Annotated in this window: 17 protein-coding genes and 1 tRNA gene; 9 read left to right on the plus strand and 9 right to left on the minus strand. The window is 70.2% G+C overall.

From position 1 onward, the window contains the following. Positions 1–8 precede the first annotated feature (8 nt). Both FV227_RS03880 and treZ read right to left on the minus strand, forming a co-directional pair. The gene (locus FV227_RS03880; RefSeq protein WP_147858314.1) at positions 9–4,895 is read right to left on the minus strand and encodes a malto-oligosyltrehalose synthase; all 4,887 of its coding nucleotides are present in this window, start codon (positions 4,893–4,895) and stop codon (positions 9–11) included. After that, complete coding sequence (gene treZ, locus FV227_RS03885; protein ID WP_147858315.1) at positions 4,892–6,697, minus strand: malto-oligosyltrehalose trehalohydrolase; 1,806 nt, start codon at positions 6,695–6,697, stop codon at positions 4,892–4,894. The genes FV227_RS03880 and treZ overlap by 4 nt, the downstream gene beginning before the upstream one ends. Before the next feature lie 420 nt (positions 6,698–7,117). Between treZ and gyrA the strand changes: the two genes are divergently transcribed. The 7 genes from gyrA to FV227_RS03920 all read left to right on the plus strand — a co-directional run bounded on the left by gyrA (position 7,118) and on the right by FV227_RS03920 (position 14,209). Then, positions 7,118–9,853, plus strand: coding sequence for a DNA gyrase subunit A (gene gyrA / locus FV227_RS03890; protein ID WP_147726650.1), 2,736 nt, complete (start codon positions 7,118–7,120; stop codon positions 9,851–9,853). Positions 9,854–10,094: 241 nt separating this feature from the next. Continuing rightward, entirely contained in the window at positions 10,095–10,937 is an 843-nt protein-coding gene (locus tag FV227_RS03895; protein ID WP_147841846.1) for a porin family protein, read from the plus strand. A 157-nt stretch (positions 10,938–11,094) separates the two neighbouring features. Continuing rightward, the gene (coaD, locus tag FV227_RS03900; RefSeq protein WP_147726647.1) at positions 11,095–11,598 is read left to right on the plus strand and encodes a pantetheine-phosphate adenylyltransferase; all 504 of its coding nucleotides are present in this window, start codon (positions 11,095–11,097) and stop codon (positions 11,596–11,598) included. Between the two features lie 31 nt (positions 11,599–11,629). After that, positions 11,630–12,178 (plus strand): peptidylprolyl isomerase, encoded by a 549-nt coding sequence (locus FV227_RS03905; RefSeq protein WP_147858316.1) that lies wholly within the window; start codon positions 11,630–11,632, stop codon positions 12,176–12,178. A 6-nt stretch (positions 12,179–12,184) separates the two neighbouring features. Further along, on the plus strand, positions 12,185–12,682 hold the full coding sequence (locus FV227_RS03910) for a hypothetical protein (protein ID WP_147726644.1): 498 nt from the start codon (positions 12,185–12,187) through the stop codon (positions 12,680–12,682). Positions 12,683–12,752: 70 nt separating this feature from the next. Further along, entirely contained in the window at positions 12,753–13,211 is a 459-nt protein-coding gene (locus FV227_RS03915) for a peptidylprolyl isomerase (protein WP_147726642.1), read from the plus strand. A gap of 722 nt (positions 13,212–13,933) precedes the next feature. Then, positions 13,934–14,209 (plus strand): hypothetical protein, encoded by a 276-nt coding sequence (locus tag FV227_RS03920; protein WP_147726640.1) that lies wholly within the window; start codon positions 13,934–13,936, stop codon positions 14,207–14,209. 55 nt (positions 14,210–14,264) lie between these two features. Here FV227_RS03920 and FV227_RS03925 read toward each other — a convergent pair. The 7 genes from FV227_RS03925 to FV227_RS03955 form a co-directional block, all read right to left on the minus strand. Next, positions 14,265–14,338: transfer RNA gene (locus FV227_RS03925), tRNA-Gly, on the minus strand. Positions 14,339–14,416: 78 nt separating this feature from the next. Further along, the gene (gene ssuD, locus FV227_RS03930; protein ID WP_147726638.1) at positions 14,417–15,592 is read right to left on the minus strand and encodes an FMNH2-dependent alkanesulfonate monooxygenase; all 1,176 of its coding nucleotides are present in this window, start codon (positions 15,590–15,592) and stop codon (positions 14,417–14,419) included. A 20-nt stretch (positions 15,593–15,612) separates the two neighbouring features. Beyond that, positions 15,613–16,515, minus strand: a complete 903-nt coding sequence (locus FV227_RS03935) for an ATP-binding cassette domain-containing protein (protein WP_147858317.1) — start codon at positions 16,513–16,515, stop codon at positions 15,613–15,615. Beyond that, a complete protein-coding gene (gene ssuC / locus FV227_RS03940) occupies positions 16,515–17,294 on the minus strand; it encodes an aliphatic sulfonate ABC transporter permease SsuC (RefSeq protein WP_147728038.1) in 780 nt (259 codons plus the stop codon). The genes FV227_RS03935 and ssuC overlap by 1 nt, the downstream gene beginning before the upstream one ends. After that, complete coding sequence (locus FV227_RS03945; protein WP_147728037.1) at positions 17,291–18,310, minus strand: sulfonate ABC transporter substrate-binding protein; 1,020 nt, start codon at positions 18,308–18,310, stop codon at positions 17,291–17,293. The genes ssuC and FV227_RS03945 overlap by 4 nt, the downstream gene beginning before the upstream one ends. A gap of 6 nt (positions 18,311–18,316) precedes the next feature. Continuing rightward, positions 18,317–19,270: an aliphatic sulfonate ABC transporter substrate-binding protein gene (locus FV227_RS03950; protein WP_147728036.1), complete on the minus strand. Its 954-nt coding sequence runs from the start codon at positions 19,268–19,270 to the stop codon at positions 18,317–18,319. An 8-nt stretch (positions 19,271–19,278) separates the two neighbouring features. Further along, positions 19,279–19,860, minus strand: a complete 582-nt coding sequence (locus FV227_RS03955; protein WP_147858318.1) for an NAD(P)H-dependent oxidoreductase — start codon at positions 19,858–19,860, stop codon at positions 19,279–19,281. A 553-nt stretch (positions 19,861–20,413) separates the two neighbouring features. Between FV227_RS03955 and sfnG the strand changes: the two genes are divergently transcribed. Both sfnG and FV227_RS03965 read left to right on the plus strand, forming a co-directional pair. Beyond that, a complete protein-coding gene (sfnG, locus tag FV227_RS03960; RefSeq protein ID WP_147728034.1) occupies positions 20,414–21,517 on the plus strand; it encodes a dimethylsulfone monooxygenase SfnG in 1,104 nt (367 codons plus the stop codon). 88 nt (positions 21,518–21,605) lie between these two features. Then, the gene (locus FV227_RS03965; RefSeq protein ID WP_147858319.1) at positions 21,606–22,868 is read left to right on the plus strand and encodes an SfnB family sulfur acquisition oxidoreductase; all 1,263 of its coding nucleotides are present in this window, start codon (positions 21,606–21,608) and stop codon (positions 22,866–22,868) included. Positions 22,869–22,870: the final 2 nt, after the last annotated feature.

Raw genomic sequence — 22,870 nt, forward strand, 5'->3', positions numbered from 1 at the left:
CGCTGGGATCACGCCCGGCGCCGGAGGACGGCGTAGGGCAGCGCGGAGAACAACGCTGCGAGATCGGCGGAGCCGTCGTAGCCGGCCCCCGTGACGATGTCGTGCCAGGACGTGCCCGCGCCGAGATCGACCGTCGTGCCGGCGAACCCCGCCCCCGACCAGGTGGCGTCCGTGACCAGTCCGGCGACCAGTCGCGGGACCGCGACGAAGATGTCGCCGTCCGCGCTCGCGTCGGAGCGAAGGTAGGCGACGACGTTGTCCGCACGCGGCCCCGTCGCCTCGATCGCCCGGTAGTCGGCCTCGGCATAGAAGGCCGGACGCGCGGCGCGGTCGGCGAGCAGACGCTTCAGGGTCGCCTGCTTCACCCGTCCGTCCGGCCAATGCGCCAGCAGTTCGGGCAGCACCCCCTGGTCCGCAAGAGCGCGTTCCATCGCCGCGTAGTTCACCGGCCGGCGGTTGTCGGGATCGACGAACGAGAAGTCCCAGAACTCGGTGCCCTGGTACACGTCCGGCAGGCCGGGCAGCGTGCATTTGAGGACCGTGCGGCCGAGGCCGGCGATCATCCCGAGATGGGCGAGGCGCCGGGCGAACGGCCGCAGCTTGGCCAGGAACTCGGACCCCGGCGCGATCAGCGCCTCGAACAGCTTGGCGACCGCACCCTCGTAGGCTTCGTCGACGTTGACCCAGCTCGACCTGCGCTTGCCCTCGCGCATCGCCTTCTCACTGTAGGCGGTCAGGCGCTTGCGGAAATCCTCGATGGCATTCGGCTCGTCGGCATCGAGCAGCTCGAGCGGCCACGCCCCGAGGATGGCCTGGAAGAACATCCACTGGTCGTTGGCGTCCGGCGCCGGCTCGTCGTCGATGGTCGTCAGGTGCGGGACGGCGATCGTGCGCCACAGGTCCCAGGCGCGGGCCCATTCCTCCGGCAGCTCGGACAGGGCGAGCAGGCGCGAGCGCGCATCCTCGCCGCGCTTGGTGTCGTGGGTCGCCGTCGTGATCATCGCGTTCGGCCAGTCGCGGGCACGCGCCGCCTGGAGCGCGTGGAAGTGCTCCGCGTCGAGGCCGTACTCGCCGGGATCGCCGCCGACCTCGTTGAGGCCGAGCAGCATCGCGTAGCGGTAGAACAGCGTGTCCTCCAGGCTCTTGGCCATCACCGGGCCGGTGAGCTGCTGGAAGCGGCGGCGGAACCGCAGGATCACGATCGGGTCCGGCCGTCCGGGCCCGGAGGTCTCGATCCGGCCGATGAGCGCGGCGGCCGCGAAGTCGTGGACCGAGCGGTCCGGCAGCGCCGACCAGCGCTTGGCCTTGGCGACCGCGCCCTCGATCAGCCGAACGTCCTCGGCCTCCACATCGCTCTCGTCGAGGTCCGGCGGCAGGTAGCTGCGATAGGTCGGGAACCGCGCGATGATCTCGATGAGCGCCCGGCGGATCGCGTTGACCGAGAAGTCGCGCGTGCGCCGGTCGGCATCGGCGATCTCCTTGAGGTCGGTGGTCAGCACCTCGAGCTCGCTGGCGAAGCTGATCTCGAGGATCTCGGCCTTCGCGGCGCGAAGCTGAAAGCCGTAGGGCTCGTCGAAGCCGGTGGCCCACTCGTAGAGCCGCTTGATCTTGCCGCGCTTGCCCTGGTCGACGAGGATGCCGTCGAGGTGGTTCAGCACGTCGTAGCCGGTGGTGCCGGCGACCGGCCACGGCCGAAGCTTCTCGCCCGGCTCCAGGATCTTCTCGACCACGACGTAGAAGCCCGGTCCGACGGCCGCCTGCAGCGCCCGCGCATAGCCCTGCGGGTCGGCCAGGCCGTCGATGTGGTCGATGCGCAGCCCGTCGATCCGCCCCTCGCGGACGTGCCGGAACACGGTCTCGTGCGAGCGGTGGAAGATGTCGTTCAGCTCGACGCGCAGGCCCGCCAGCGAGTTCACGTCGAAGAAGCGCCGGTAGTTGATGTCGCTCGACGCGACGCGCCAATGAGCGAGGCGATAGGCCTGGCTCTCCAGGAGCCGGTGCAGCGGGCCGAAGCTGTCCGGGCGGCCCTTGAAGCCGTTGAGCAGCTTGAGGCTGCGGTCGATCGCGGCTCGGATCTCCGGCGATGCGGCGCAGACGGCGGCGAGCCGCTGCTTGAGCCCTTCCGCCTCCTCCGGGAAGGCGACGCGGCGCTTCGCGTCGGTCTCGGCGCCCATGGTGCGCAGGCGCTCGGAGATGGCGAGCAGCTCGCCCTGCGCCTCCTCGTCCACGTCGCCGAGCGCCGCTAGCACCCGATTGAGGATGGTCGGGTAGTTCAGCGGGCGGATCGGGAACTGGTGCTCGTAGTGCCAGACGCTGAAGGCCCCGGCGACCGCGTCGAACTTGAGCTCGAGGTTCCCGTTCTCCAGCGCCTCGCCGTAGCGCTCGCCGAGGAAGGGGATCACCAGGTTGCGGTTGGCGCCCAGGCGCTCCCAATCGATGTCGAAGGCATGGCCGAAGGGCGAGAGCGCGCCCCATTCGAGCACGGACAGCCACCACGGGTTGTCGGCGCCGCCGACGCCCATGTGGTTGGGGACGATGTCGAGCAGCAGCTTCAGCCCGTGCGCCCGCAGCGCGTCGGACAGGCGCACGAAGCCGGCCTCGCCGCCGAGCTCAGGGTTGATCGCGCCGTGGTCGACGATGTCGTAGCCGTGGGTCGAGCCGGGTCGGGCCTTCTGCAGCGGCGAGGCGTAGACGTGGCTGATCCCGAGCTTCGCCAGGTACGGGACGATCTTCTCCGCGTCGGCGAAGGTGAAGTGCTTGTGGAACTGCAGGCGGTAGGTCGCGCGCGGCGGGGCGGTCGCGAGGCGGGCGGCACCGGAGCGTGGGCCGCGATCCTCGGCCGACAGGGCGGCGGCGAGCTTCGCCAGCGGGCCGCCCGGCGCGGCGATGGCGGCGAGGTCGCGGTCGAGCTTGCGCCGCCAGTTCGGGTAGCCCTCGGTCGAGCCCGGCACGTTGGCCTGGCTCAGCTCGGAGACGACGTCCTCGTACTGCACCGCGGTCAGCATCGACGGAGCGCGGGCGAGGTATCGCGCCGCCGCCTCGAACGGGGCCGCGTCCGGCGGCTCGGCGCCGACGATGAGCTGCTGCGCGGCCAGCGCCTCGGACAGGCGCCGGCGCTCGGTGACGCGCTCGTTGCGCTCCGCCTCGGCCCGCTCGGCGTCGTAGAGGCCGAGGGACTGGCGCGTGTCGGTGTCGACCCCGCGCCACCAGCCGACGAAGGTCGGCAGGTCGTGCGTGGTGATCGCGGTCAGCGCGTCGCGGGGATAGGCCTCGGGCGCCTTGAACCGCCCGTCCTGCTCACGCTCGAACGCCAAGATCCGGTAACTAAGGATGCCGGCCTGCATCAGCGCGTCCGAGAAGCCCTCCGGCGCGGTGCCGAGATCCTCGGCGATGACGAGGCACTTGTTGCGATGGCTCTCCAGGCGCAGCACCGCGATCATCGGCTCGAACGGCATCGCCACGTAGGCGCCGTCCTTCGCGCCGCCGCCGAGCGGGATCAGGAACAGCCGGGCGAGCTGGAAGGCGTGGTCGATGCGGATCGCGCCGGCATGGCGCATGTTGGCGCGCACCAGCGCCCGGAAGGCGGCGAGCCCGTCGCGCTCCATCTCGAGCGGATCGAAGGCCGGCAGTCCCCAATCCTGGCCCTTGGGCGCGAGCAGGTCCGGCGGTGCGCCGATCGAGACGCGGTCGGCGAAGCGCTCGGGATGCGACCAGATCTCCGAGCCGCCACGGTCTGCGCCGACGGCGAGGTCGCGGTAGAGGCCGATGCGCATGCCGGTCGCGAGCGCCCGCTCGGAGGCGTCTGCGAGCTGCCGGTCGGCGAGGTACTGGAGCCAGGCGTGATACGACACCGCGTCGCGGTGCTCGTCGGCGAAGGCCGCGACGGCGTCCGTTCCGGCGCGCCGGAATTCCTCCGGCCAGTCGCCGAGCCACTGGGCGCCCCGCCCCTTGAAGTGCTCGGACAAGGCCTCGAACGTGGCGTGCGATTGAAGATCCTCGCCGCCCTCCTCCCGGAAGGCCGTGAAGCCCGCATCCGCGCCCCGGCTCGCATCCGACTCCGCCCAGAAGTCCTGCAGCACCGGCGAGAGCACGTCCCACACGCCCTGATGGTCGACCAGGGCGGCGGCGCGCAACGCTTCGACGCGGGGCGCCATCTCGGCGAGACGCCTTTCCGCCCGCGAGCCGACGAAGCTCGGCATGCTCGTCGGCGCGATGAACAGCGTGTCGAGGAACAGGCGCGAGGACGGCGAGTAGGGCGAGATCTTGGTCCGGTCGGCGGCAAACAGGGCGTGCACCGGGCTCAGGCCGAGAAACGATGCGCCGCGCAGGCCCGCATCGCGCGCCGCCTGACCCGCGTCGGCATAAGTGCCGATCCCGAGGTTGGTGTCGGAGCGCAGGCCGTAGAGCTGGGCCGCGAGACCCCAATCGCTGGCGCCCTCGTCGGCATAGGCGCGCGGACGCCAGCAGCGCTGCGGCGCCGAAATGATCCAGGCTTCCGCAGTCCGGTCGCCGAGGGTGACGGCGAGGTGATGGTAGCCCGGGGTCAGCGGCGGCAGCTCGAACCCGGCGGTATCGCTGGACAGGGTTGCCCGGCCCTCGCGGGCGTTGCCGCGCTCGTCGACGAGGCGCCAGACCGCCGTCCCCTCCCCGCGAACCGGAACGCGCACCGCGCGGCGCGCCTCGACCGGCAGCAGCGGCGGGATCAGGCCGTTGCGCAGGGCCTCGACCTCGCCGAGGCTCCGGGCGATCTCCTCGTCGGTGCCGACCGCGAAGCCGAGCGCCGCGAGCATGCCGCGGCGGACTTCGAGCGCGGTCTCGACCGGCTTGCCGAAGGCGTCGACGTAGCCGTCGGCGATGCCTGCGAGGTCGGCAAGGCGTTGCAGTGCAATGCTCATCGGGCCGCTTTCGTCAGAAATACACCCGTCCAGGCGGGCAGAGACGCACCGGTGCGGTCCGGCGCATTGGTCCAGACCGGCGTGTCGTCGCCGGCCTCGACGGAGAACGGCGCATCGCCGACATTGGCGACGAACCGCAGGGTCCCGCCCGCGTAGGACCAGGTGCAGTCGACCACGTCGGCGCGGGGAAGGATCGCCTTTGCGTTGCGATAGCCGGACTTGGCGAGCGGCACCACCACGTCCCGGCGCAGGGCCAAGAGCCGGGTGGTCTCGGCCAGCACCTCCCGGTGCGGCGAGCGCTCGCGCTCGGACCAGTCGAGCTTCGACGCTTCGAAGGTCTCGGCCTCGGTCGGATCCGGGATCACCGACGTGTCGTCGGCGAAGGCCGCGAAGCTCTTGAACTCCTTGCGGCGCCCTTCCCGGACGGCCTTGTTCAGCTCCGCGTCCGGCGCGAAATCGACGAAGAACAGGAACGGCGTCGAGGCCGACCATTCCTCGCCCATCCACAGCATCGGAATCTGCGGGCTGAGCAGGAGCCCGGCGCGCGCCAGATCGAGCTTCTTCGGATCGGCGAGCTCACTCAGGCGCTCGCCGAGCGCGCGGTTGCCGACCTGGTCGTGGTTCTGCAGGAACGTCACGAACGCGGTCGGCGGCAGGTGGGCCGAGGGCTCGCCGCGCGGATGGTCGCCCAGCGTCTTGAACGGCTCGCCCTGATAGGCGAACCCCTCCGACAGGCAGCGCGCCAGCCGCTCGACCGGCTTGTCGCTGAAGCTCTCGTAGTAGCCGGAATCCTCGCCCGTCAGCAGCACGTGCCAGCAATGGTGCAGGTCGTCGGCCCACTGGGCGTCGTGCTGGAGCGGCTTGCCCGAGCCGTCGCGCTCGAGCCACTTGGCCTGGTTGGCCTCGTTCTCGAGCATGAGATGGATCTGGCGATCGGGGAAGGCCGCGCGGACCGTCTCGCCGAGCTCGGCCAGGAAGTGCGTCGGCGAATCGTCGAGGATCGCGTGGACGGCGTCGAAGCGGATGCCGTCGAAATGGTATTCCTCGAGCCAGTACAGCGTGTTCTGGATGAAGAACTGCCGCACGGTGTGGCCGCTCTCCTTGCCGTCGAAGTTGATGCCCGCGCCCCACGGGGTCTGGTGCCGCTCGGTGAAGAAGGTTTTGGCGTAGGCGTGGAGATAGTTCCCGGCCGGCCCGAAGTGGTTGTAGACCGCGTCGAGGTAGACCATCAGCCCGAGCCCGTGCGCGGCGTCGATCAGGCGCTTGAGGTCGTCGGGACGGCCGTAGGCGGCGTCCGGCGCGTAGGGCAGCACCCCGTCGTAGCCCCAATTGCGGGTGCCCTTGAAGTCGGCGAGCGGCAGCAGCTCGATGGCGGTGACGCCGAGCGCCTTCAGGTCGGCCAGCCGCTTCTGCAGCCCGGCATAGGTGCCCTCCGGCGTCGCGGTGCCGACATGCGTCTCGTAGATCACCGCCTCCTCGAACGGCCGGCCCTTCCACGCGTCGTCGCTCCAGGCGAAGGCGGCCGGGTCGATCACCTCGGACAGGCCCGACACGTCGTCCGGCTGGAAGCGCGAGGCGGGATCGGGCACCACGAGGTCGCCGTCGACGCGGAAGCCGTAGCGGGCGCCGGCCGCGACCCCGGGGACGGTCGTTCGGCGCCAGCCCTCGCCGGCATCCGGAAGCGCGTGATCCGTCCCGTCGACCACCAGCACGACGTCCCGTGCCGTCGGGGCCCAGAGCGCGAAGCGGACGCCTTGGTCCGCGATCTCGGCGCCGAAGGCCATGTTGTGCGTGCGCCGCATCGGGCCACCATCCTCATCGTTCGGGGCTCACGGGTCGGTCCGGATCGCGCGGGGGCGATCCCCGGAACGGTGCCGGGCGTGAACAGCCACGTCTGTCACAGAAGCGGTCGGCCCAGCTGTTGTTCCCCGCACCGCACCCAAACCCTGCCGATCGCGCGGCGGCATTCGGGCGCGAGCTTGGCCGGAGCCAGCGCAAGGCGGGAACGCGCGGGGATCCTGCGGTTGCAGGCGTCGCTCGCGGTCGCGAAAAAGGCGGCGGACGCGCCGGGATCGGGTGCTTGCGCCGGTGCGACGGGAGGAATAATTAACCGTCTGATATCATTCGTCTTCCCCCACGTCGCGCCGCGTGCGGCGCTTCGGCGTGGGATGCACCTGACAACGGCCCCGGACGCGGGGCCTTCGCCACACGGATAAAAGCCCTTGGCCGACAACGACGAGACAGGGGCCGGCACGCCGCCGCCCGCCAGCGACATCAAGCCCGTCTCCATCACCGACGAGATGCGCCGGTCCTACCTCGACTACGCGATGAGCGTGATCGTGAGCCGGGCGCTGCCGGATGCGCGCGACGGCCTCAAGCCGGTGCACCGGCGCATCCTGTTCGCCGCCTACGAGAGCGGGCACCTGCCGGAGCGCAAATACGTCAAGTCGGCCCGCATCGTCGGCGACGTGATCGGTCTCTACCACCCGCACGGCGACCAATCGATCTACGACGCCTTGGTCCGCATGGCGCAGGACTTCTCGATGCGGCTGATGCTCATCGACGGCCAGGGCAACTTCGGCTCGGTCGACGGCGATCCCGCGGCGGCGATGCGCTACACCGAATCGCGGCTCGCCAAGCCGGCGACCGCGCTGCTCGCCGACATCGACAAGAACACCGTCGACTTCCAGCCGAACTACGACGAGTCGCGCGAGGAGCCGTCGGTCCTGCCGGCGCGGTTCCCGAACCTGCTCGTCAACGGCGCCGGCGGCATCGCCGTCGGCATGGCGACCAACATCCCGCCGCACAATCTCGGCGAGCTGATCGACGCCTGCATCGCGCTGATCGACGATCCGGGCCTGACGATCGAGCAGCTCACCGAGATCGTGCCCGGCCCGGATTTCCCGACCGGCGGGGCGATCCTCGGCCGCGCCGGCACGCGCCAGGCCTACGCCACCGGCCGCGGCTCGATCATCATGCGGGCGAAGTCCCACGTCGAGGAGCTTCGCAAGGAGCGCGAGGCGCTGATCTTCACCGAGATCCCGTACCAGGTGAACAAGGCCACGCTGGTCGAGAAGATCGCCGAGCTGGTCAAGGAGAAGCGCGTCGAGGGCATCTCGGACCTGCGCGACGAGTCCGATCGCGACGGCATGCGCATCGTCGTCGAGATCAAGCGCGACGCGATGGCGGAGGTGGTGCTGAACCAGCTCTACCGCTTCACGCCGCTGCAATCCTCGTTCGGCTGCAACATGGTGGCGCTGAACGGCGGCCGCCCCGAGCTGATGAACCTGAAGGACCTGCTCCAGGCCTTCATCGACTTCCGCGAGGAGGTCGTCTCCCGCCGCACCAAGTTCTTGCTGAACAAGGCGCGCGAGCGCGCCCACGTGCTGTGCGGCCTCGCGATCGCGGTCGCCAACATCGACGAGGTGATCCGGCTGATCCGCACCTCGCCCGACCCGAACTCGGCGCGCGAGGCGCTGATGGCCCGCGACTGGCCGGCCCACGACATCGCCCCGCTGATCGCCCTGGTCGACGACCCGCGCCACCGGGTGGCGGACGACGGCACCTACCGCCTCTCGGAGGTGCAGGCCCGCGCGATCCTCGACCTGCGCCTGCAGCGCCTGACCGCGCTCGGCCGCGACGAGGTCGGCGACGAGCTGAAGTCGCTCGCCGACGAGATCGCCGACTACCTCGACATCCTGCGCTCGCGCCAGCGCATCCAGACCATCGTCAAGGACGAGTTCGCTGAGGTGCGGACCCAGTTCGCGACTCCGCGGCGGACGGTGATCCTCGACTACGATTCGAGCGTCGACGACGAGGACCTGATCCAGCGCGAGGACATGGTCGTCACCGTGTCCCATGCCGGCTACGTCAAGCGCGTGCCGCTCTCGACCTATCGGGCCCAGCGCCGCGGCGGCAAGGGCCGCTCCGGCATGTCCACCCGCGAGGAGGATTTCGTCACCCGCCTGTTCGTGGCGAGCACGCATACGCCGGTGCTGTTCTTCTCCAGCCAGGGCCAGGCCTACAAGGAGAAGGTCTGGCGCCTGCCGATGGCGGCGCCGAACGCCCGCGGCAAGGCGCTCGTCAACATTCTGCAGCTGCAGGACCAGGCCGAGCGCATCACCACGATCATGCCGCTGCCCGAGGACGAATCGTCCTGGGACACGCTGGACGTGATGTTCGCGACCGCGTCCGGCGGCGTCCGGCGCAACAAGCTGTCCGACTTCGTGCAGGTGAACCGCAACGGCAAGATCGCGATGAAGCTCGATCCGGGCGACCACATCGTCCACGTCGAGATCTGCCGCCCCGAGCAGAACGTGCTGCTGACCACCGCGCTCGGCCAGTGCATCCGCTTCCCCGTCGAGGACGTCCGCGTCTTCAAGGGCCGCGATTCCACCGGCGTCCGCGGCATCAGCCTCGGCAAGGGCGATCGCGTCATCTCGATGACGATCCTCAACAGCTTCGACGCGACGCCCGAGGAGCGCGTCGGCTTCCTGAAGATGCAGCGCGCCGTCATCGGCGACACCGCACCCGAGGCCGGCGACGCCGATGCCGAGGAGGCTGCCACCGATGCGCCGCTGCTGTCGCAGGAGCGCTACGCCGAGATGGGCGCCAACCAGCAGTTCGTTCTGACGCTGGCCGAGCGCGGCTACGGCAAGCGGACCTCGTCGTTCGAGTACCGGACCTCGGGACGCGGCGGAAAGGGCATCAAGGCGATGGAGGTCAACCCCCGCAACGGCAACCTCGTCGCCTCCTTCCCGGTCGAGGCGGCGGACCAGATCATGCTGGTGACCAATGCCGGCCAGCTCATCCGCGTGCCGGTGGACGACATCCGCGTCGTCGGCCGCGCCTCTCAGGGCGTGACCGTGTTCGACACCGCCAAGGACGAGCGCGTCGTCTCCGTCGAGCACATCGCCGGCGAGGACGAAGGCGGCGAGATCATCGACGAGACGGCGTGAGGCGGAGGCCCTGCAGGGCGGCGGATCCAGCCGTCCTGCAGGGTTTCGGCACCGGCTTTTCGCGCGTGCTAGAAAAAATGATACTCGGCGTGGGATGATTTTTCCGGGATAAACGTAGCGTATATATTTGACGAAAGCATCGTCGCGACTGGACTAACGATGTTTCCGAGTGTTGCCGCGAAGTCATATTCAAGGTGAGGCGGCGGGGTTACTGGTCTGCAACGTCAGTCCCCAACCCCGGATGCCGCCCGTGCTGAAGTCCTTCGCCCTCGCCGCCGTCGCCTCGGCGACCCTCGCCGCCTCAGCCGGCGCCGCCGACCTTCCGCGCCGGGCCCCGCCGCCGGTGTTCACGCCCGTCCCGGTCTTCACCTGGACCGGCTTCTACCTCGGCGCGAATGCCGGCTACGCCTTCTCCGAGCGCGACAACGTCCGCACCGCCGGCATCGGCGCGCTGCAGCTCAACGTCGACCGCGGCCTGCGCCGCTCGAGCGTGCCGCTGCCGCAGGACGGCTTCACCGGCGGCGGTCAGATCGGCTACAACTACCAGTTCACCCCGGGCTCCGGCATCGTCGTCGGCATCGAGGCCGACGCGCAGTACACCGACCTGCAGCGCCGCCGCACCGAGACGATCTTCAACCCGGCCTTCAACCCCAACGTCCTGACCAACAGCTACCGCACCGAGCTGAACTACCTCGGCACCGTGCGCGGCCGCATCGGCTACGCCTTCGATCGGGTGTTCGTGTACGGCACCGGCGGCTTCGCCTACGGCGACGTGACCCAGTCCGTCACGTTCCAGACCGGCGCTCCGGTGACCTACGCCGCCCGCCGCTCCAGCATGGAGACCGGCTACGCCTACGGCGGCGGCATCGAGTACGCGCTGCCGACCGAGTCGTTCCTGAACTTCTTCCGCGCCAGCGCGGTCACGATCAAGGGCGAGTACCTCCGCTACGACCTGGGGAGCCGCAACCTCTTCGTCGCCAATGTCGGCCCCGCCGGCACGCCGGGCATCGGCTACATCTCGCGCCTCTCGACCGAGGGCAGCCTCGCCCGCGCCGGCATCAACTACAAGTTCGGCACGTACTAGGATCTGCGCCGGGCTGCGGGCAGCCCGGATCGATCGAGATCGACCGGAAGGGTGGGAGCGGAAGCGCTTCCGCCCTTTCTCGCGTTTCCGGCCGGCGGTCCATTCGCCGGGGCCGGCGGTTCCGTTCGTCACGAAAATCCTCTAGGGCGTTGCGGGCATGAACCGCACCGCGCTCTATGCCGGGTCCTTCGATCCGGTGACCAACGGCCATCTCGACGTCGTCCGCCAAGCCTGTCGGCTGGTGCCGCGCCTCGTGATCGCGATCGGCGTCCATCCCGGCAAGGCCCCGCTCTTCTCCGCCGAGGCGCGGGCCGAGCTGCTCGCGGAGACCTGCGCGCCGCTCGCCGCCGCCGAGGGGACGGAGCTGGAGATCGCGACCTTCGACGACCTCGCCGTGACGGCGGCGCGCCGCTGCGGCGCCAGCCTGTTCATCCGCGGCCTGCGCGACGGCACCGATCTCGACTACGAGATGCAGCTTGCCGGCATGAACGGCGCGATGGCGCCCGAAGTCCAGACCGTGTTCCTGCCGGCCTCGATCCAGGTCCGCCCGATCACCGCGACGCTCGTCCGGCAGATCGCCGCGATGGGCGGCAACGTCTCGCCCTTCGTGCCGGCCCAAGTGGCCGAACGCCTCGCGGCCCGCTTCGCGAGCCGCAGCTGAGCCCCCAACGCTTCTCAAGGAGACGATCCCCATGAACCGCCGCAACGCCGTTTTCGCGCTCGCGCTCTCCCTCACGCTCGGGGCCTCCGCCGCCCGCGCCGCCGACGCCAACACCGTCTACCTCGACACCAAGGACAGCCGCGTCACGATCGAGCTGCGCCCGGACATCGCGCCCAAGCACGTCAAGCAGCTCAAGACTCTGATCGCCCAGGGCTTCTACAACGGCCTGAAGTTCCACCGGGTGATGGACGGCTTCATGGCCCAGACCGGCGACCCGAAGGGCAACGGCACCGGCGGCTCGAGCCTGCCCGACATCCCGGCCGAGTTCTCCTCGGCGCAGTTCCGCCGCGGCACCGTCGGCATGGCGCGCTCGTCAGATCCGAACTCGGCCAACTCGCAGTTCTTCATCTGTCTCGGCGATGCCTCCTTCCTGAACGGCCAGTACACCGTGGTCGGCCTCGTCTCCGACGGCATGGATGCCGTCGACAAGATCAAGAAGGCGGCGCCCGGCGCCGCTGGCGGCGCGGTCCAGAACCCGGACAAGATCGTCAAGATGCAGCTGGCCGAGAAGGCCAAGTAAGCGGCGATGCGGGGCCTGCGCCGCGCGTCGGCGACCCTCCTCGTCGCCCTCGTGCCCGCCGCCGCGGGCGCCCAGCCGTTCTACGGCTACGCGTTCGACGGCGAAGGCCCCGGCTATCCGCTGAGCCTGCCGCAGACGTTGCGGGCGACGATCGTCGTCCCGCTCGCGGTGAAGCCGGTTCCGCGCCCGAACACCCTGGCCGAGCTCTATCCCGCCCTCGCGGCGTGCTGGCGCCCGCCCGCCATCCTCGAGGATGCGTCGAACGTCGAGATCACCGCGCGGCTGTCGCTCCGGCGCGACGGAAGCTTGCTCGGGCCGCCGCGGATCACGTATGCGAGGGGCGTCGGTCCGAAGACGCGCCCGACCCTGGTGCATGCGACGATCGACGGATTGAACCGTTGCCTGCCGGCCCAGATCACGCCCGGCCTCGGCCGAGCGATCGCCGGGCGTCCCGTCGCCCTACGTTTCGTCTACCGGAAGGTCACCGCGAACCGACCCGGATGACGGCCACCGATCACCCCGCCGCGCCGCAGCCAGGCGCAGCGCCCCCGCCCTGAACAACCTGGAGACCGACATGGCCGACACCGAAAACCTCGTCCTCGAGACCACCAAGGGCCGCGTCGTCGTCGCGCTGCGCTCCGACCTCGCGCCGAACCACGTCGAGCGCATCAAGACGCTCGCCGGCCAGGGCTTCTACGACGGCGTGCCGTTCCACCGCGTCATCGACGGCTTCATGGCGCAGACCGGCGATCCCACCGGCACCGGCTCGGGCGGCTCCGACCTTCCCGACCTGAACGCCGAGTTCAACGCCGAGCCGCACACCCGCGGCACCTGCTCGATGGCGCGCACCAACTTCCCGCACTCGGCGAACTCGCAGTTCTTCATCTGCTTCGACGACGCCCGCTTCCTGGACAAGCAGTACACCGTCTGGGGCAAGGTCGTCGAAGGCATGGACGTGGTCGACACGATCAACAAGGGCGAGCCGCCGCGCTCGCCCGACAAGATCGTCAAGGCGACCATCGCCGCCGCCTGAATCCGGACCCGTCCGTCGCCCCCGAGAACCGGGCGACGGACGGTGCCCCACGCCCCAAGTTTTCTGCACGCGATACCCGTTTCAGTCGTCGATCCCTCGCCCGCGGCGGAGGCGATGCATGCCTCCATCGAGCAGACGTTCGTCGAGCGCGAACTGCCGACGGCAGCCGTATCGGATCGAGGATCGAAAGATCGGGATGCGCCGGCGTCCTCAACGCAGCGCCGATCGCCGACGCCCTACCCACCCTGCCTCCACGAATATCGGATCATACGGTTCGGCTGAGCCATTCGCGACGGCGCTACGCCAGGATCGAGCCGTCCGCTTGCAGCGCCATGGCCCCGCCGGCGGTTGCTCGATCGGCGATCGCTCGATCCCGCTCGTCATCGGGCTCGACACGGTGGCCGGACCCGTCACGAACCCGTCTGCGCCCCGAAGGCGCTCGCATCGCTCGCCGTAGCGATGCTTGGGCGGGACCGCTCGCTCGGCGTCGTCCGGGTCACTGGCGCGCACCCGGAACGCCCGGCGAATTTAACCCATGTTGGTGTCGGTCTTGCGCCGGCAACTTAGCGTGACGGTTGCGCTCGCCCGTCATTCGAACACGTCGCGGTTGGCGCGTCGATCTCTTCCGCCGCGGAGCCATCGTGCCGAGGCCGGCGCTCGCGGGTGCGGACGCGGATCGACACGATGTCGTCCATGGCCATGCGCGAGCAAGAACACATCGGATGGTCGAGAAGCGGGATACGGGCGTGAGCGAGGCGATTCAGGACGAGACCTTGCAGGCGCCGGTCGCGATCGCCCGCAGCCGCAGGGCGTCCCCCGCAGGTCCGCGCTATCACGCGGTCATCACCGCCCGCGACGGCGCGAAGAGCCTTCACCCGTTGCCAGCATTCGGCGACGACGAAGCCATCGCGCAGGCGCTCGCGCTCGCCGAAGGCCGGGTGATCGAGGTCTGGGACGGCCCGCGCCTGATCGAGCGCTTCAACGCAGTCACCTGGTAGCGCCCGAACCGTAAATGGCAGGCGTCGCGACCGTCGGCATGATCTACAGAAGGGGTGGAGCGGGTACCGGGAATCGAACCCGGGTATTCAGCTTGGAAGGCTGCTGCTCTACCATTGAGCTACACCCGCAATCCGCGCCGGATAGCATGGCGCGGTGAGCTTGAGAAGGCCGGAGACGCTGCGATCCGGCCCCTCCCGGCGTGGTTCTCAGTGCGCCGCGACCTGCCGCGTCGGCACGATGTCGTTGGCCATCACCTCGCCGAACGGGCCGTCGTTGCGGGCGTTCGAGGGGCCGATGCCGGTGGTGGCGCGCAGCGGCAGCTTCGGGAAGACGAGCTCGGCGAAGCGGTAGGCCTCCTCGAGATGCGGGTAGCCGGAGAGGATGAAGCGGTCGATCCCGAGATCGATGTACTCCTTCATCCGGTCGGCGACCTGGTCGGCCGAGCCGACCAGCGCCGTGCCGGCACCGCCGCGCACCAGCCCGACGCCGGCCCAGAGGTTCGGCGAGACCTGAAGCTTGTCCCGGCTTCCGCCGTGCAGCGCCATCATCCGGCTCTGCCCGACCGAATCCTGGCGCTTCAGCGTGGCCTGCGCTTTGGCGATCGTGGCGTCGTCGAGCTTCGAGATCAGGCGGTCGGCCGCCGCCCACGCCTCGCCCTCGGTCTCGCGGACGATGACGTGCAGGCGGATGCCGTAGGAGAAGGTCTTGCCGCGCGCCTCCGCGGCCGCCTTCGCGGTCGCGATCTTCTCGGCGACGCCGGCCGGCGGCTCGCCCCAGGTAAGGTAGACGTCGCAATGCTCGGCCGCCACGTCGATGCCGGCCGGCGACGAGCCGCCGAAGTAGAGCGGCGGATAGGGCTTCTGCACCGGCGGGAAGATCAGCCGGCCGTTCTCCGCCGAGAGGTGCTTGCCCGTGAACGAGACGGTCTCGCCGGCCATCAGGCCGCGCCAGATGTGAAGGAACTCGTCGGTCACCGCGTAGCGCGCGTCGTGGTCGAGGAACACGCCGTCGCCGCGCAGCTCCACCGGATCGCCGCCCGTGACGACGTTGATCAGCAGGCGCCCATCGGAGATCCGGTCGAGCGTCGAGGCCATGCGGGCGGCCGCCGAGGGCTCCATCAGGCCGGGACGCACGGCGACGAGGAAGCGCAGGCGCTGCGTCAGCGGCGCGAGTGCCGAGGCGATCACCCAGGAATCCTCGCAGGAGCGGCCGGTGGGCAGCAGCACGCCGTAATAGCCGAGGGCGTCGGCGCCCTGCGCGATCTGGCGGAGATAGCTCAGCGACACGTCGCGCGCGCCCTCAGACGCGCCGAGATAGCGGCCGTCGCCGTGCGTCGGCAGGAACCAGAGGACGTCGGTCTTTCCGTCGGTCGAGGCGGTCATCGAAAGGTCTCCGTGTCGGCTCAGGCCGCCGAGGGCGTGCCGAGCAGGTGCTCGAGGATGCGGCCTTCGAGCCGCGCCAGGTCGGGATCGCCGCGGCGGCGCGGCCGGGGCACGTCGACCCGCAGATCGAGGGCGATGCGGCCCTCGTCGACGACGAGGATGCGGTCGGCCATCGCCACGGCTTCGGCGACGTCGTGGGTCACGAGGAGCGCGGTGAAGCCCTGCGCCCGCCAGATCCGCTCGATTAGGTCCTGCATGCCGATGCGGGTGAGCGCGTCGAGCGCGCCGAGCGGCTCGTCGAGCGCCAGGAGGCCGGGTCCGCTGACCAGCGCCCGGGCGAGCGCTACGCGCTGGCGCTGGCCGCCGGACAGGGTGGCGGGCCAGACGCCGTCCTTGTCGGCCAAGCCGACCTCCTCGAGGGCCGCGAGCGCACGCGCCCGACGCTCGGCCTTGGTGCCGGTGCCGGTGCCGGACAGGCCGACGGCGACGTTGTCGACCACGCGGGCCCAGGGCAGCAGCCGCGGCTCCTGGAACATGATGCGCCGCGGCCGCTGAGACCGGCGCGGGCCGGCCTCGGCCTCGTCGAGGCCGATGCGCCCGGAGGTCGGCGTCTCGAGGCCGAGGATCAGGCGCAGCAGGGTGCTCTTGCCGCAACCGGAGCGGCCGACCACCGCCGTGAAGCCGCCGGCGGGCAGGAACAGGTCGAGCCCCGCGATCACGGCGTTGCCGTCGAAGCTCTTGTGGAGGTCGCGGACGGTGACCGCGATGCCGCGTTGCTCCCCCGCCCGGTCGGGGGAGGATCGGGATGAAGGTTGCGCGCTGCCCGAGAGCGTCGCGACCCTCTCCCCCTGGGACAGCGCAGGCGCGCCGGTGTCCGGTTCCCGCGCCGGCGGCTTGTCGCGGAGTTGGGCGTCAAGCAGCATCAGGCGCTCCTGTAGGCGGGGTTCCAGGCGAGGCAGCTGCGCTCCAGCTGCCGCGTCAGCGCGTCGGCGAGCTTGCCGAGCGCGGCGTAGATCAGGATCGCCAGCACCACGACGTCGACCAGCATGAACTCGCGTGCCTGCATCGCCATGTAGCCGAGGCCCGAGGAGGCCGAGATGGTCTCGGCGACGATGAGCGTCAGCCACATGATCCCGAGGGCGTAACGCAGGCCGACGAAGATCGACGGCAGCGCGCCCGGCAGCACCACGCGGCGAAACAGCTCGGCGTTCGACATGCCGTAGACGCGGCCCATCTCGACCAGGGCCGGATCGACCGAGCGGATGCCGTGCAGGGTGTTGGCGTAGATCGGGAAGAACACGCCGAGCGCCACCAGGAACAGCTTGGCCTCCTCGCCGATGCCGAACCACAGGATCACCAGCGGGATCAGCGACAGGTGGGGTACGTTGCGCACCATCTGAACCGAGGTGTCGGTCAGGCGCTCGGACAGGCGCGAGAGCCCGTTGGCGAGGCCGAGGCCGAAGCCGATGCCGCCGCCGACCACGAAGCCGGCGAGCGCGCGCAGCGTGCTGACGCCGAGATTGGTCCAGAGCTCGCCGGTGCGGCCGGCCGCGATCCCGGCGCGGATCACGTCGAGCGGCGCCGGCATGAAGCGGTTCGAGACCAAGCCGGCCGAGACCGCCGCCTGCCAGCCGACGAGGATCGCCACCGGCAGCAGCCAGGGCACGGCGGCGTCGCGGATGCGGGAGGGGGTGGCGCTCATCGGATCTCGGCCTTGCGTTGCGGGTGGGCCCAGACGGCGTCCGCGACCCGGATCGGTTTCGGCAGGAGGCCGAGGGCGTGGAAGGCGTCGGCCACCGCCTGCTGGTCGGCGATCGTCTGCGCGTCGAGGGCTGCGACCCCGTAGGACAGGCGATCGAGCGCCACCGTGAGCACCGGCGCCGGGATGCCGACCGAGGGCGCAAGCTCGGAGGCGACCGTGCCGCCGTTGCCGGCGGCCCAGGTGTCGACCTCGGCGATCGCCTTCAGGATTGCGGACACGATGTCCGGGCTCGCCTCGGTGAAGACGCGGCGCGACAGGTAGAACTGGCGGTTCGGTGCGATCCCGGTGCCGTCGGCGAGGATGCGCGCACCGGTCGAGCGCTCGGCGGCGGCGAGATAGGGGTCCCAGATCGCCCAGGCGTCGACCGAGCCGCGCACGAAGGCGGCGTTCGCGTCGGCCGGCGAGAGGAAGACGAGCCTGACCGCATCGTAGGCGATGCCGGCCTTCTCCAAGGCGCGCACCACGAGGAAGTGGACGTTGGAGCCCTTGTTCAAGGCGATGGTCTTGCCACGCAGACCCGAGACGGCGCGAATTGGGCTGTCCTTCGGCACCAGGATCGCTTCGCCCCGCGGGGCCGGCGGTTCGGTGCCGACGTAGCGCAGGTCGGCGTTGGCGGCCTGGGCGAAGATCGGCGGCGCCTCGCCGGCGGAGCCGAGGTCGATCGCCCCGGCGTTCAGCGCCTCGAGCAGCGGCGGACCGGAGGGAAACTCCGACCACGCGACCTCGTAGCCGAGGGGCGCGAGCGCCTTTTCGAGGGTTCCGCGGCCCTTCAGCAGGACCAGCGACCCGTATTTCTGGTAGCCGATCCGGACGGCGGACGCAGCGCGGGCCGGGCGTAGCGCGATCGCCGCCGCGAGGCCCAGGCCGGCCGAGAGCAGGGTGCGGCGTCGCAGCGGCACCGAGCCGTCGACGGCGGCGAGACGCGCGGCACGTTGGGGATGAAGGTCGTCGGTCATCGCGGATCAGCCGTTGCGTGCGGGTGGAATCCAGACCGCGTCGGCGACGCGGATCGGCTTCGGAATCAGCTTCAGGGCGTGGAAGCGGTCGGCGATCACCTGCTGCTCGGCGGCGACGCGGTCGTTCATCGGGCCGATGAGGAAGTCGGTGCGGTCGACCGCGCGACGGGTGGCGGCGAGGGGCACGCCGGTGCCCTTCGAAAGCAGGTCGGCGACCTCGCCGCGATTGTCGCCGCACCAACGCGCGACGCCGCCGAGCACGTCGATCACCTCGGCCAGCACCGCGCCGCGTCCCTCCGCGAAGGCGCGGCTCGCCAGGAAGAAGTTGTTCTGCCGCGCGATCTCCTTGGCCGTCGCCAGCACGCGGACGCCGTCGCCGCCCTCTGCGATGGCGTAGTACGGGTCCCAGATCGTCCAGGCGTCGATGCTGCCGCGCGAGAACGCCGCCGCGGCGTCGGCGGGCGCCAGCGTCACCGGCTCGATGTCGGCGTAGGTGAGGCCCGCCTTCTCCAGCGCGGCGACCGTGAGGTTGTGGGCGCTCGACGCCTTGGCGAAGGCGACGCGCTTGCCCTTCAGCTCAGCCAGCGACCGGATCGTCGAGCCCTTGGGCAGCAGGATGCCCGAGCCCGAGCCGCCGGCCTCCTGCGCCGCGGCGTAGACCAGGCTCGACTTGGCAGCCTGCGCGAAGATCGGCGGGGCGTCGCCAGTCTGGCCGAAATCGATGCCGTCGAGGGACAAGGCCTCGAGTAGCGGCGGCCCGAAGGAGAACTCGATCCAGCGCACGCTATGGCCGAGCTTGGCCAGGCGCTCCTCGATCACGCCCTGCTGCTTGGCGACCACGAGGATGCCGTTCTTCTGGTAGCCGATGCGCAGCACGCCCGGCTCGGCGGCCACCGCCGGACGGGTCAGGGGCAGCGCCGCGGCGAGGGCCGTGGCGACGAGGCGGCGGCGGTCGATCATCGCGGGTCTCAGCGCGCGGCGGCGAGCGCCACGGGGGCGGACGATTCCGCCGCGATCCCGGCGCGCACCAGGGCCGCGAGCTGGGCGCCGGCCTGGGCGATCCGTTCGCGCACGCCCGCATCCGTCGGGAGGCCGTCGGTGAAGTCCGGATCGGAGCCGTAGACGGTGGTCGGCACCTGCAGGGCGCCGAAGAACCCGAACAGCGGCCGGAACGAATGCTCGACGACGAGCGCGTGGCGGGCGCCGCCGCCGGTGGCGACGATCGCGACCGGCTTGTTGGCCAGGGCCGCCGGATCGATCAGGTCGAAGACGTGCTTGAACAGCCCGGTGAAGCTGCCCTTGTAGACCGGCGAGCCGACGACCAGCGCGTCGGCGCCCTCGATCGCCTCGATCACCCGGCGGGCGGGAAGCGACAGCGCATTCCGCGACCAGGCCGCGCCGAGCCCGGTGCCGGCATCGACGAGATCGAACAGCCGAAGGTCGAGGCCGCCGTCGACGGTGGCGGCCTCGGCCACGGCCTCGACCAGGGCGCGGGTCTTGGACGGGCGCTGAAGGTTGGCGCTGAAGCCCACGAGTTTCGGTCGCGTCATCGTCGGATCTCGTCTCGAAAGGAAGGTGGCGCAAGGCACGGTCCGGACGCGGGACGGCCGCGCCGCCACCCGTTCGGACCGTGCCGCGATGTCCTCCCAAAGGTGAGGCGTGCGGTGCACGCGGTCAATGAAACGTTCTTGCAAAAGAACGCTCCGGTTGAGGTGATCGTTGCCCGATGCGACCGGGAGGGGGTTTTTCGTTCTCCTTCCCCTAGTGCACCACGAAACGACCGACCTCTTCCACGAGCTCGGCCCACCATCGTTCTTTGTGAAGAACGCCGATACGATCGTTCGCGTGGTGCGCCGACCGCTGCGCTCCGCTCGGGGAAGCTTCGTTCCCCGGAAGGGCGGGCGACGAAAATTTCTTGCTCATTCAGGCAAAAGATTGCGCGTTGCTTCCTTTGACGGCGGCATCGACTTTGGAAATACTTGACGGACAGGCAAATCGGCACGACGGCGAGCGGCTGCTCGATGCGATCTTCGATCCGCGACCATGCGGGACGATCGCTCTTCGCCCTTGCGGGAGGCCTGACCGACGAGGAGGCGCAATCCCATGACAAACCGCAACGCGACCGAAGAGCCGATCCGCTTCGCCTACTGGGTGCCGAACGTCTCCGGGGGGCTCGTCATCAGCGCGATCCCGCAGCGCACGAGCTGGGACGGAGATTACAACCGCAAGCTCGCGCGGATCGCCGAGGATGCCGGCTTCGACTACGCGCTGACGCAGATCCGCTTCACCGCCGGCTACGGCGCCGAGTACCAGCACGAATCGGTGGCCTTCAGCCACGCGCTGCTCGCCGTGACGACCAGGCTCAAGGTCATCGCCGCGCTGCTGCCCGGGCCGTGGAACCCGACCATCGCGGCCAAGCAGATCGCGACGATCAGCGAGCTGACCGACAACCGCATCGCGATCAACGTGGTCTCGGGCTGGTTCTCGGGCGAGTTCCGCGCCATCGGCGAGCCGTGGCTCGACCACGACGAGCGCTACCGGCGCTCCGAGGAGTTCATCACCGCGCTTCGCGGGATCTGGACTCAGGAGAACTACACGTTCCGCGGCGATTTCTATCGCTACACCGATTACAACCTCAAGCCGAAGCCGGCGGTGACGCCGGAGATATTCCAGGGCGGCTCGTCGCGGGCGGCGCGCGACATGGCGGCGCGGGTGTCGGATTGGTACTTCACTAACGGCAACACCCCCGAGGGCATCCGGGCGCAGGTCGCCGACCTGCAGACGAAGGCCGCCGCCAACGGCCATGCGGTCAAGGTCGGCGTGAACGCCTTCGTCATCGCGCGCGACACCGAGGCCGAGGCGCGCGCCGTGCTGCAGGAGATCATCGACCATGCCAACCCGGATGCGGTGAAGGCTTTCGGCCACGAGGCGAAGAACGCCGGCCGGGCTTCGCCCGAGGGCGAGGGCAACTGGGCGAAATCGACCTTCGAGGACCTCGTCCAGTACAACGACGGCTTCAAGACCAACCTGATCGGCACGCCGGACCAGATCGCCGAGCGCATCATCGCGCTCAAGGATGCCGGGACCGATCTCGCGCTGCTGGCCTTCCTGCATTTCCAGGAGGACGTGGCGTATTTCGGCGCGCACATCATCCCGCGGGTCCGCGCGCTCGAAGCCGAGCGCGCTGAGCGCGCCGAGGCGGCGTAGGCGCGCCGATGCCGAGCATCCCCTCGCCGCGCGATCGGGAAGAGGCGGATGCGTATCCGACGACCGCCCTCGAACTTCGGAGAGATCGATGAACATCGCCGTCAGCACCCAGGCGCTGTCCGGAACAGCGTCCTCTCGCGGCGTCCCGGGCCCGGCCCGTCCATCCGAGGCCGCCCACGTCATCCGCGACGACGCCGAGGCGATCCGCGTCGCCCACGCGCTCGCCGCCTCGATCCGCGAGGGGGCGTCGGAGCGCGACCTCGCGCATGCCCGGCCGCTGGCGGAGCTCGACCGGTTCTCGCAGAGCGGCCTATGGTCGATCAACGTTCCGCGCGAGCACGGCGGCCCCGAGGTGTCGTATCGGACGCTGGCGCAGGTGATCGCCATCGTCGCCGCGGCCGACCCTTCGATCGCGCAGATCGCGCAGAACCACCTCGGCATCGTCGCCGCGATCCGCACCGTGTCGGACCCCGAGCAGCAGGCCCTCCTGTTCGCCGAGGTGCTGCGCGGCACCCGCTTCGGCAACTCGTTCTCGGAGAAGGGCACGGCGCGCGCCGCCGACTTCGCCACCGACTTCACCGACCACGGCGACCACGTGATCGTGCAGGGCCAGAAGTTCTACGCCACCGGGGCGCTGCTCGCCCACCTCGTGCAGATCGTCGCCGTCGACGATGCGGGTCTCGCCTGGTACGCGATCGCCGACCGCAACGCGCCCGGTCTGACGGTGATCGACGACTGGTCGGCCTTCGGCCAGCGCGGTACGGCGAGCGGCACGGTGCTGATCGAGGCCGTGCGGGTGGAGAAGAGCCACCTCGTCCCGGCCTGGAAGGCCTATCAGGAGCTGCCGCGCCTCGACGGGGCGATCTTCCAGATCATCCAGGCGGCGATCGACGCCGGCATCGGCCGCGCGGCTCTCGACGACACCATCGCCTTCGTGCGCGAGAAGGCGCGGCCGTGGATCGATGCCGGTCAGGATCGGGCCTCCGACGACCCCTACACCATCCAGGCCGTCGGCGACCTCACCATCCGCCTGCACGCGGCCGAAGCGATCCTCGACCGCGCCGGCCTCGCGATCGACGCCGCGCTCGTCGACCATGATGTAGGGCTGGTGAACGCCGCCAAGATCGCGGTCGCCGAGTCGAAGGTGCTCACCACCGAGATCGCGCTCGCGGCCTCGAACAAGCTGTTCGAGCTCGGCGGCACCCGCTCGACGCTCGCCGAGCACAACCTCGACCGGCACTGGCGCAACGCGCGGACGCACACGCTGCACGACCCCGTCCGCTGGAAGGTGGCGATCGTCGGCAACCACGCGCTCAACGGGGTGGCGCCCCCCTCTCACGCCTGGAGCTGAGG

Source organism: Methylobacterium sp. WL119, from assembly GCF_008039875.1.
Classification (GTDB): domain Bacteria; phylum Pseudomonadota; class Alphaproteobacteria; order Rhizobiales; family Beijerinckiaceae; genus Methylobacterium.

Excerpts from the sequence above, each read along its gene's own strand:
- FV227_RS03880 (WP_147858314.1), bottom strand. The coding sequence starts at position 4,895 with ATGAGCATTGCACTGCAACGCCTTGCCGACCTCGCAGGCATCGCCGAC.
- treZ (WP_147858315.1), bottom strand. The coding sequence starts at position 6,697 with ATGCGGCGCACGCACAACATGGCCTTCGGCGCCGAGATCGCGGACCAA.
- FV227_RS03895 (WP_147841846.1), top strand. The coding sequence starts at position 10,095 with ATGCCGCCCGTGCTGAAGTCCTTCGCCCTCGCCGCCGTCGCCTCGGCG.
- coaD (WP_147726647.1), top strand. The coding sequence starts at position 11,095 with ATGAACCGCACCGCGCTCTATGCCGGGTCCTTCGATCCGGTGACCAAC.
- FV227_RS03905 (WP_147858316.1), top strand. The coding sequence starts at position 11,630 with ATGAACCGCCGCAACGCCGTTTTCGCGCTCGCGCTCTCCCTCACGCTC.
- FV227_RS03910 (WP_147726644.1), top strand. The coding sequence starts at position 12,185 with ATGCGGGGCCTGCGCCGCGCGTCGGCGACCCTCCTCGTCGCCCTCGTG.
- FV227_RS03915 (WP_147726642.1), top strand. The coding sequence starts at position 12,753 with ATGGCCGACACCGAAAACCTCGTCCTCGAGACCACCAAGGGCCGCGTC.
- FV227_RS03920 (WP_147726640.1), top strand. The coding sequence starts at position 13,934 with ATGGTCGAGAAGCGGGATACGGGCGTGAGCGAGGCGATTCAGGACGAG.
- ssuD (WP_147726638.1), bottom strand. The coding sequence starts at position 15,592 with ATGACCGCCTCGACCGACGGAAAGACCGACGTCCTCTGGTTCCTGCCG.
- FV227_RS03935 (WP_147858317.1), bottom strand. The coding sequence starts at position 16,515 with ATGCTGCTTGACGCCCAACTCCGCGACAAGCCGCCGGCGCGGGAACCG.
- ssuC (WP_147728038.1), bottom strand. The coding sequence starts at position 17,294 with ATGAGCGCCACCCCCTCCCGCATCCGCGACGCCGCCGTGCCCTGGCTG.
- FV227_RS03945 (WP_147728037.1), bottom strand. The coding sequence starts at position 18,310 with ATGACCGACGACCTTCATCCCCAACGTGCCGCGCGTCTCGCCGCCGTC.
- FV227_RS03950 (WP_147728036.1), bottom strand. The coding sequence starts at position 19,270 with ATGATCGACCGCCGCCGCCTCGTCGCCACGGCCCTCGCCGCGGCGCTG.
- FV227_RS03955 (WP_147858318.1), bottom strand. The coding sequence starts at position 19,860 with ATGACGCGACCGAAACTCGTGGGCTTCAGCGCCAACCTTCAGCGCCCG.
- sfnG (WP_147728034.1), top strand. The coding sequence starts at position 20,414 with ATGACAAACCGCAACGCGACCGAAGAGCCGATCCGCTTCGCCTACTGG.
- FV227_RS03965 (WP_147858319.1), top strand. The coding sequence starts at position 21,606 with ATGAACATCGCCGTCAGCACCCAGGCGCTGTCCGGAACAGCGTCCTCT.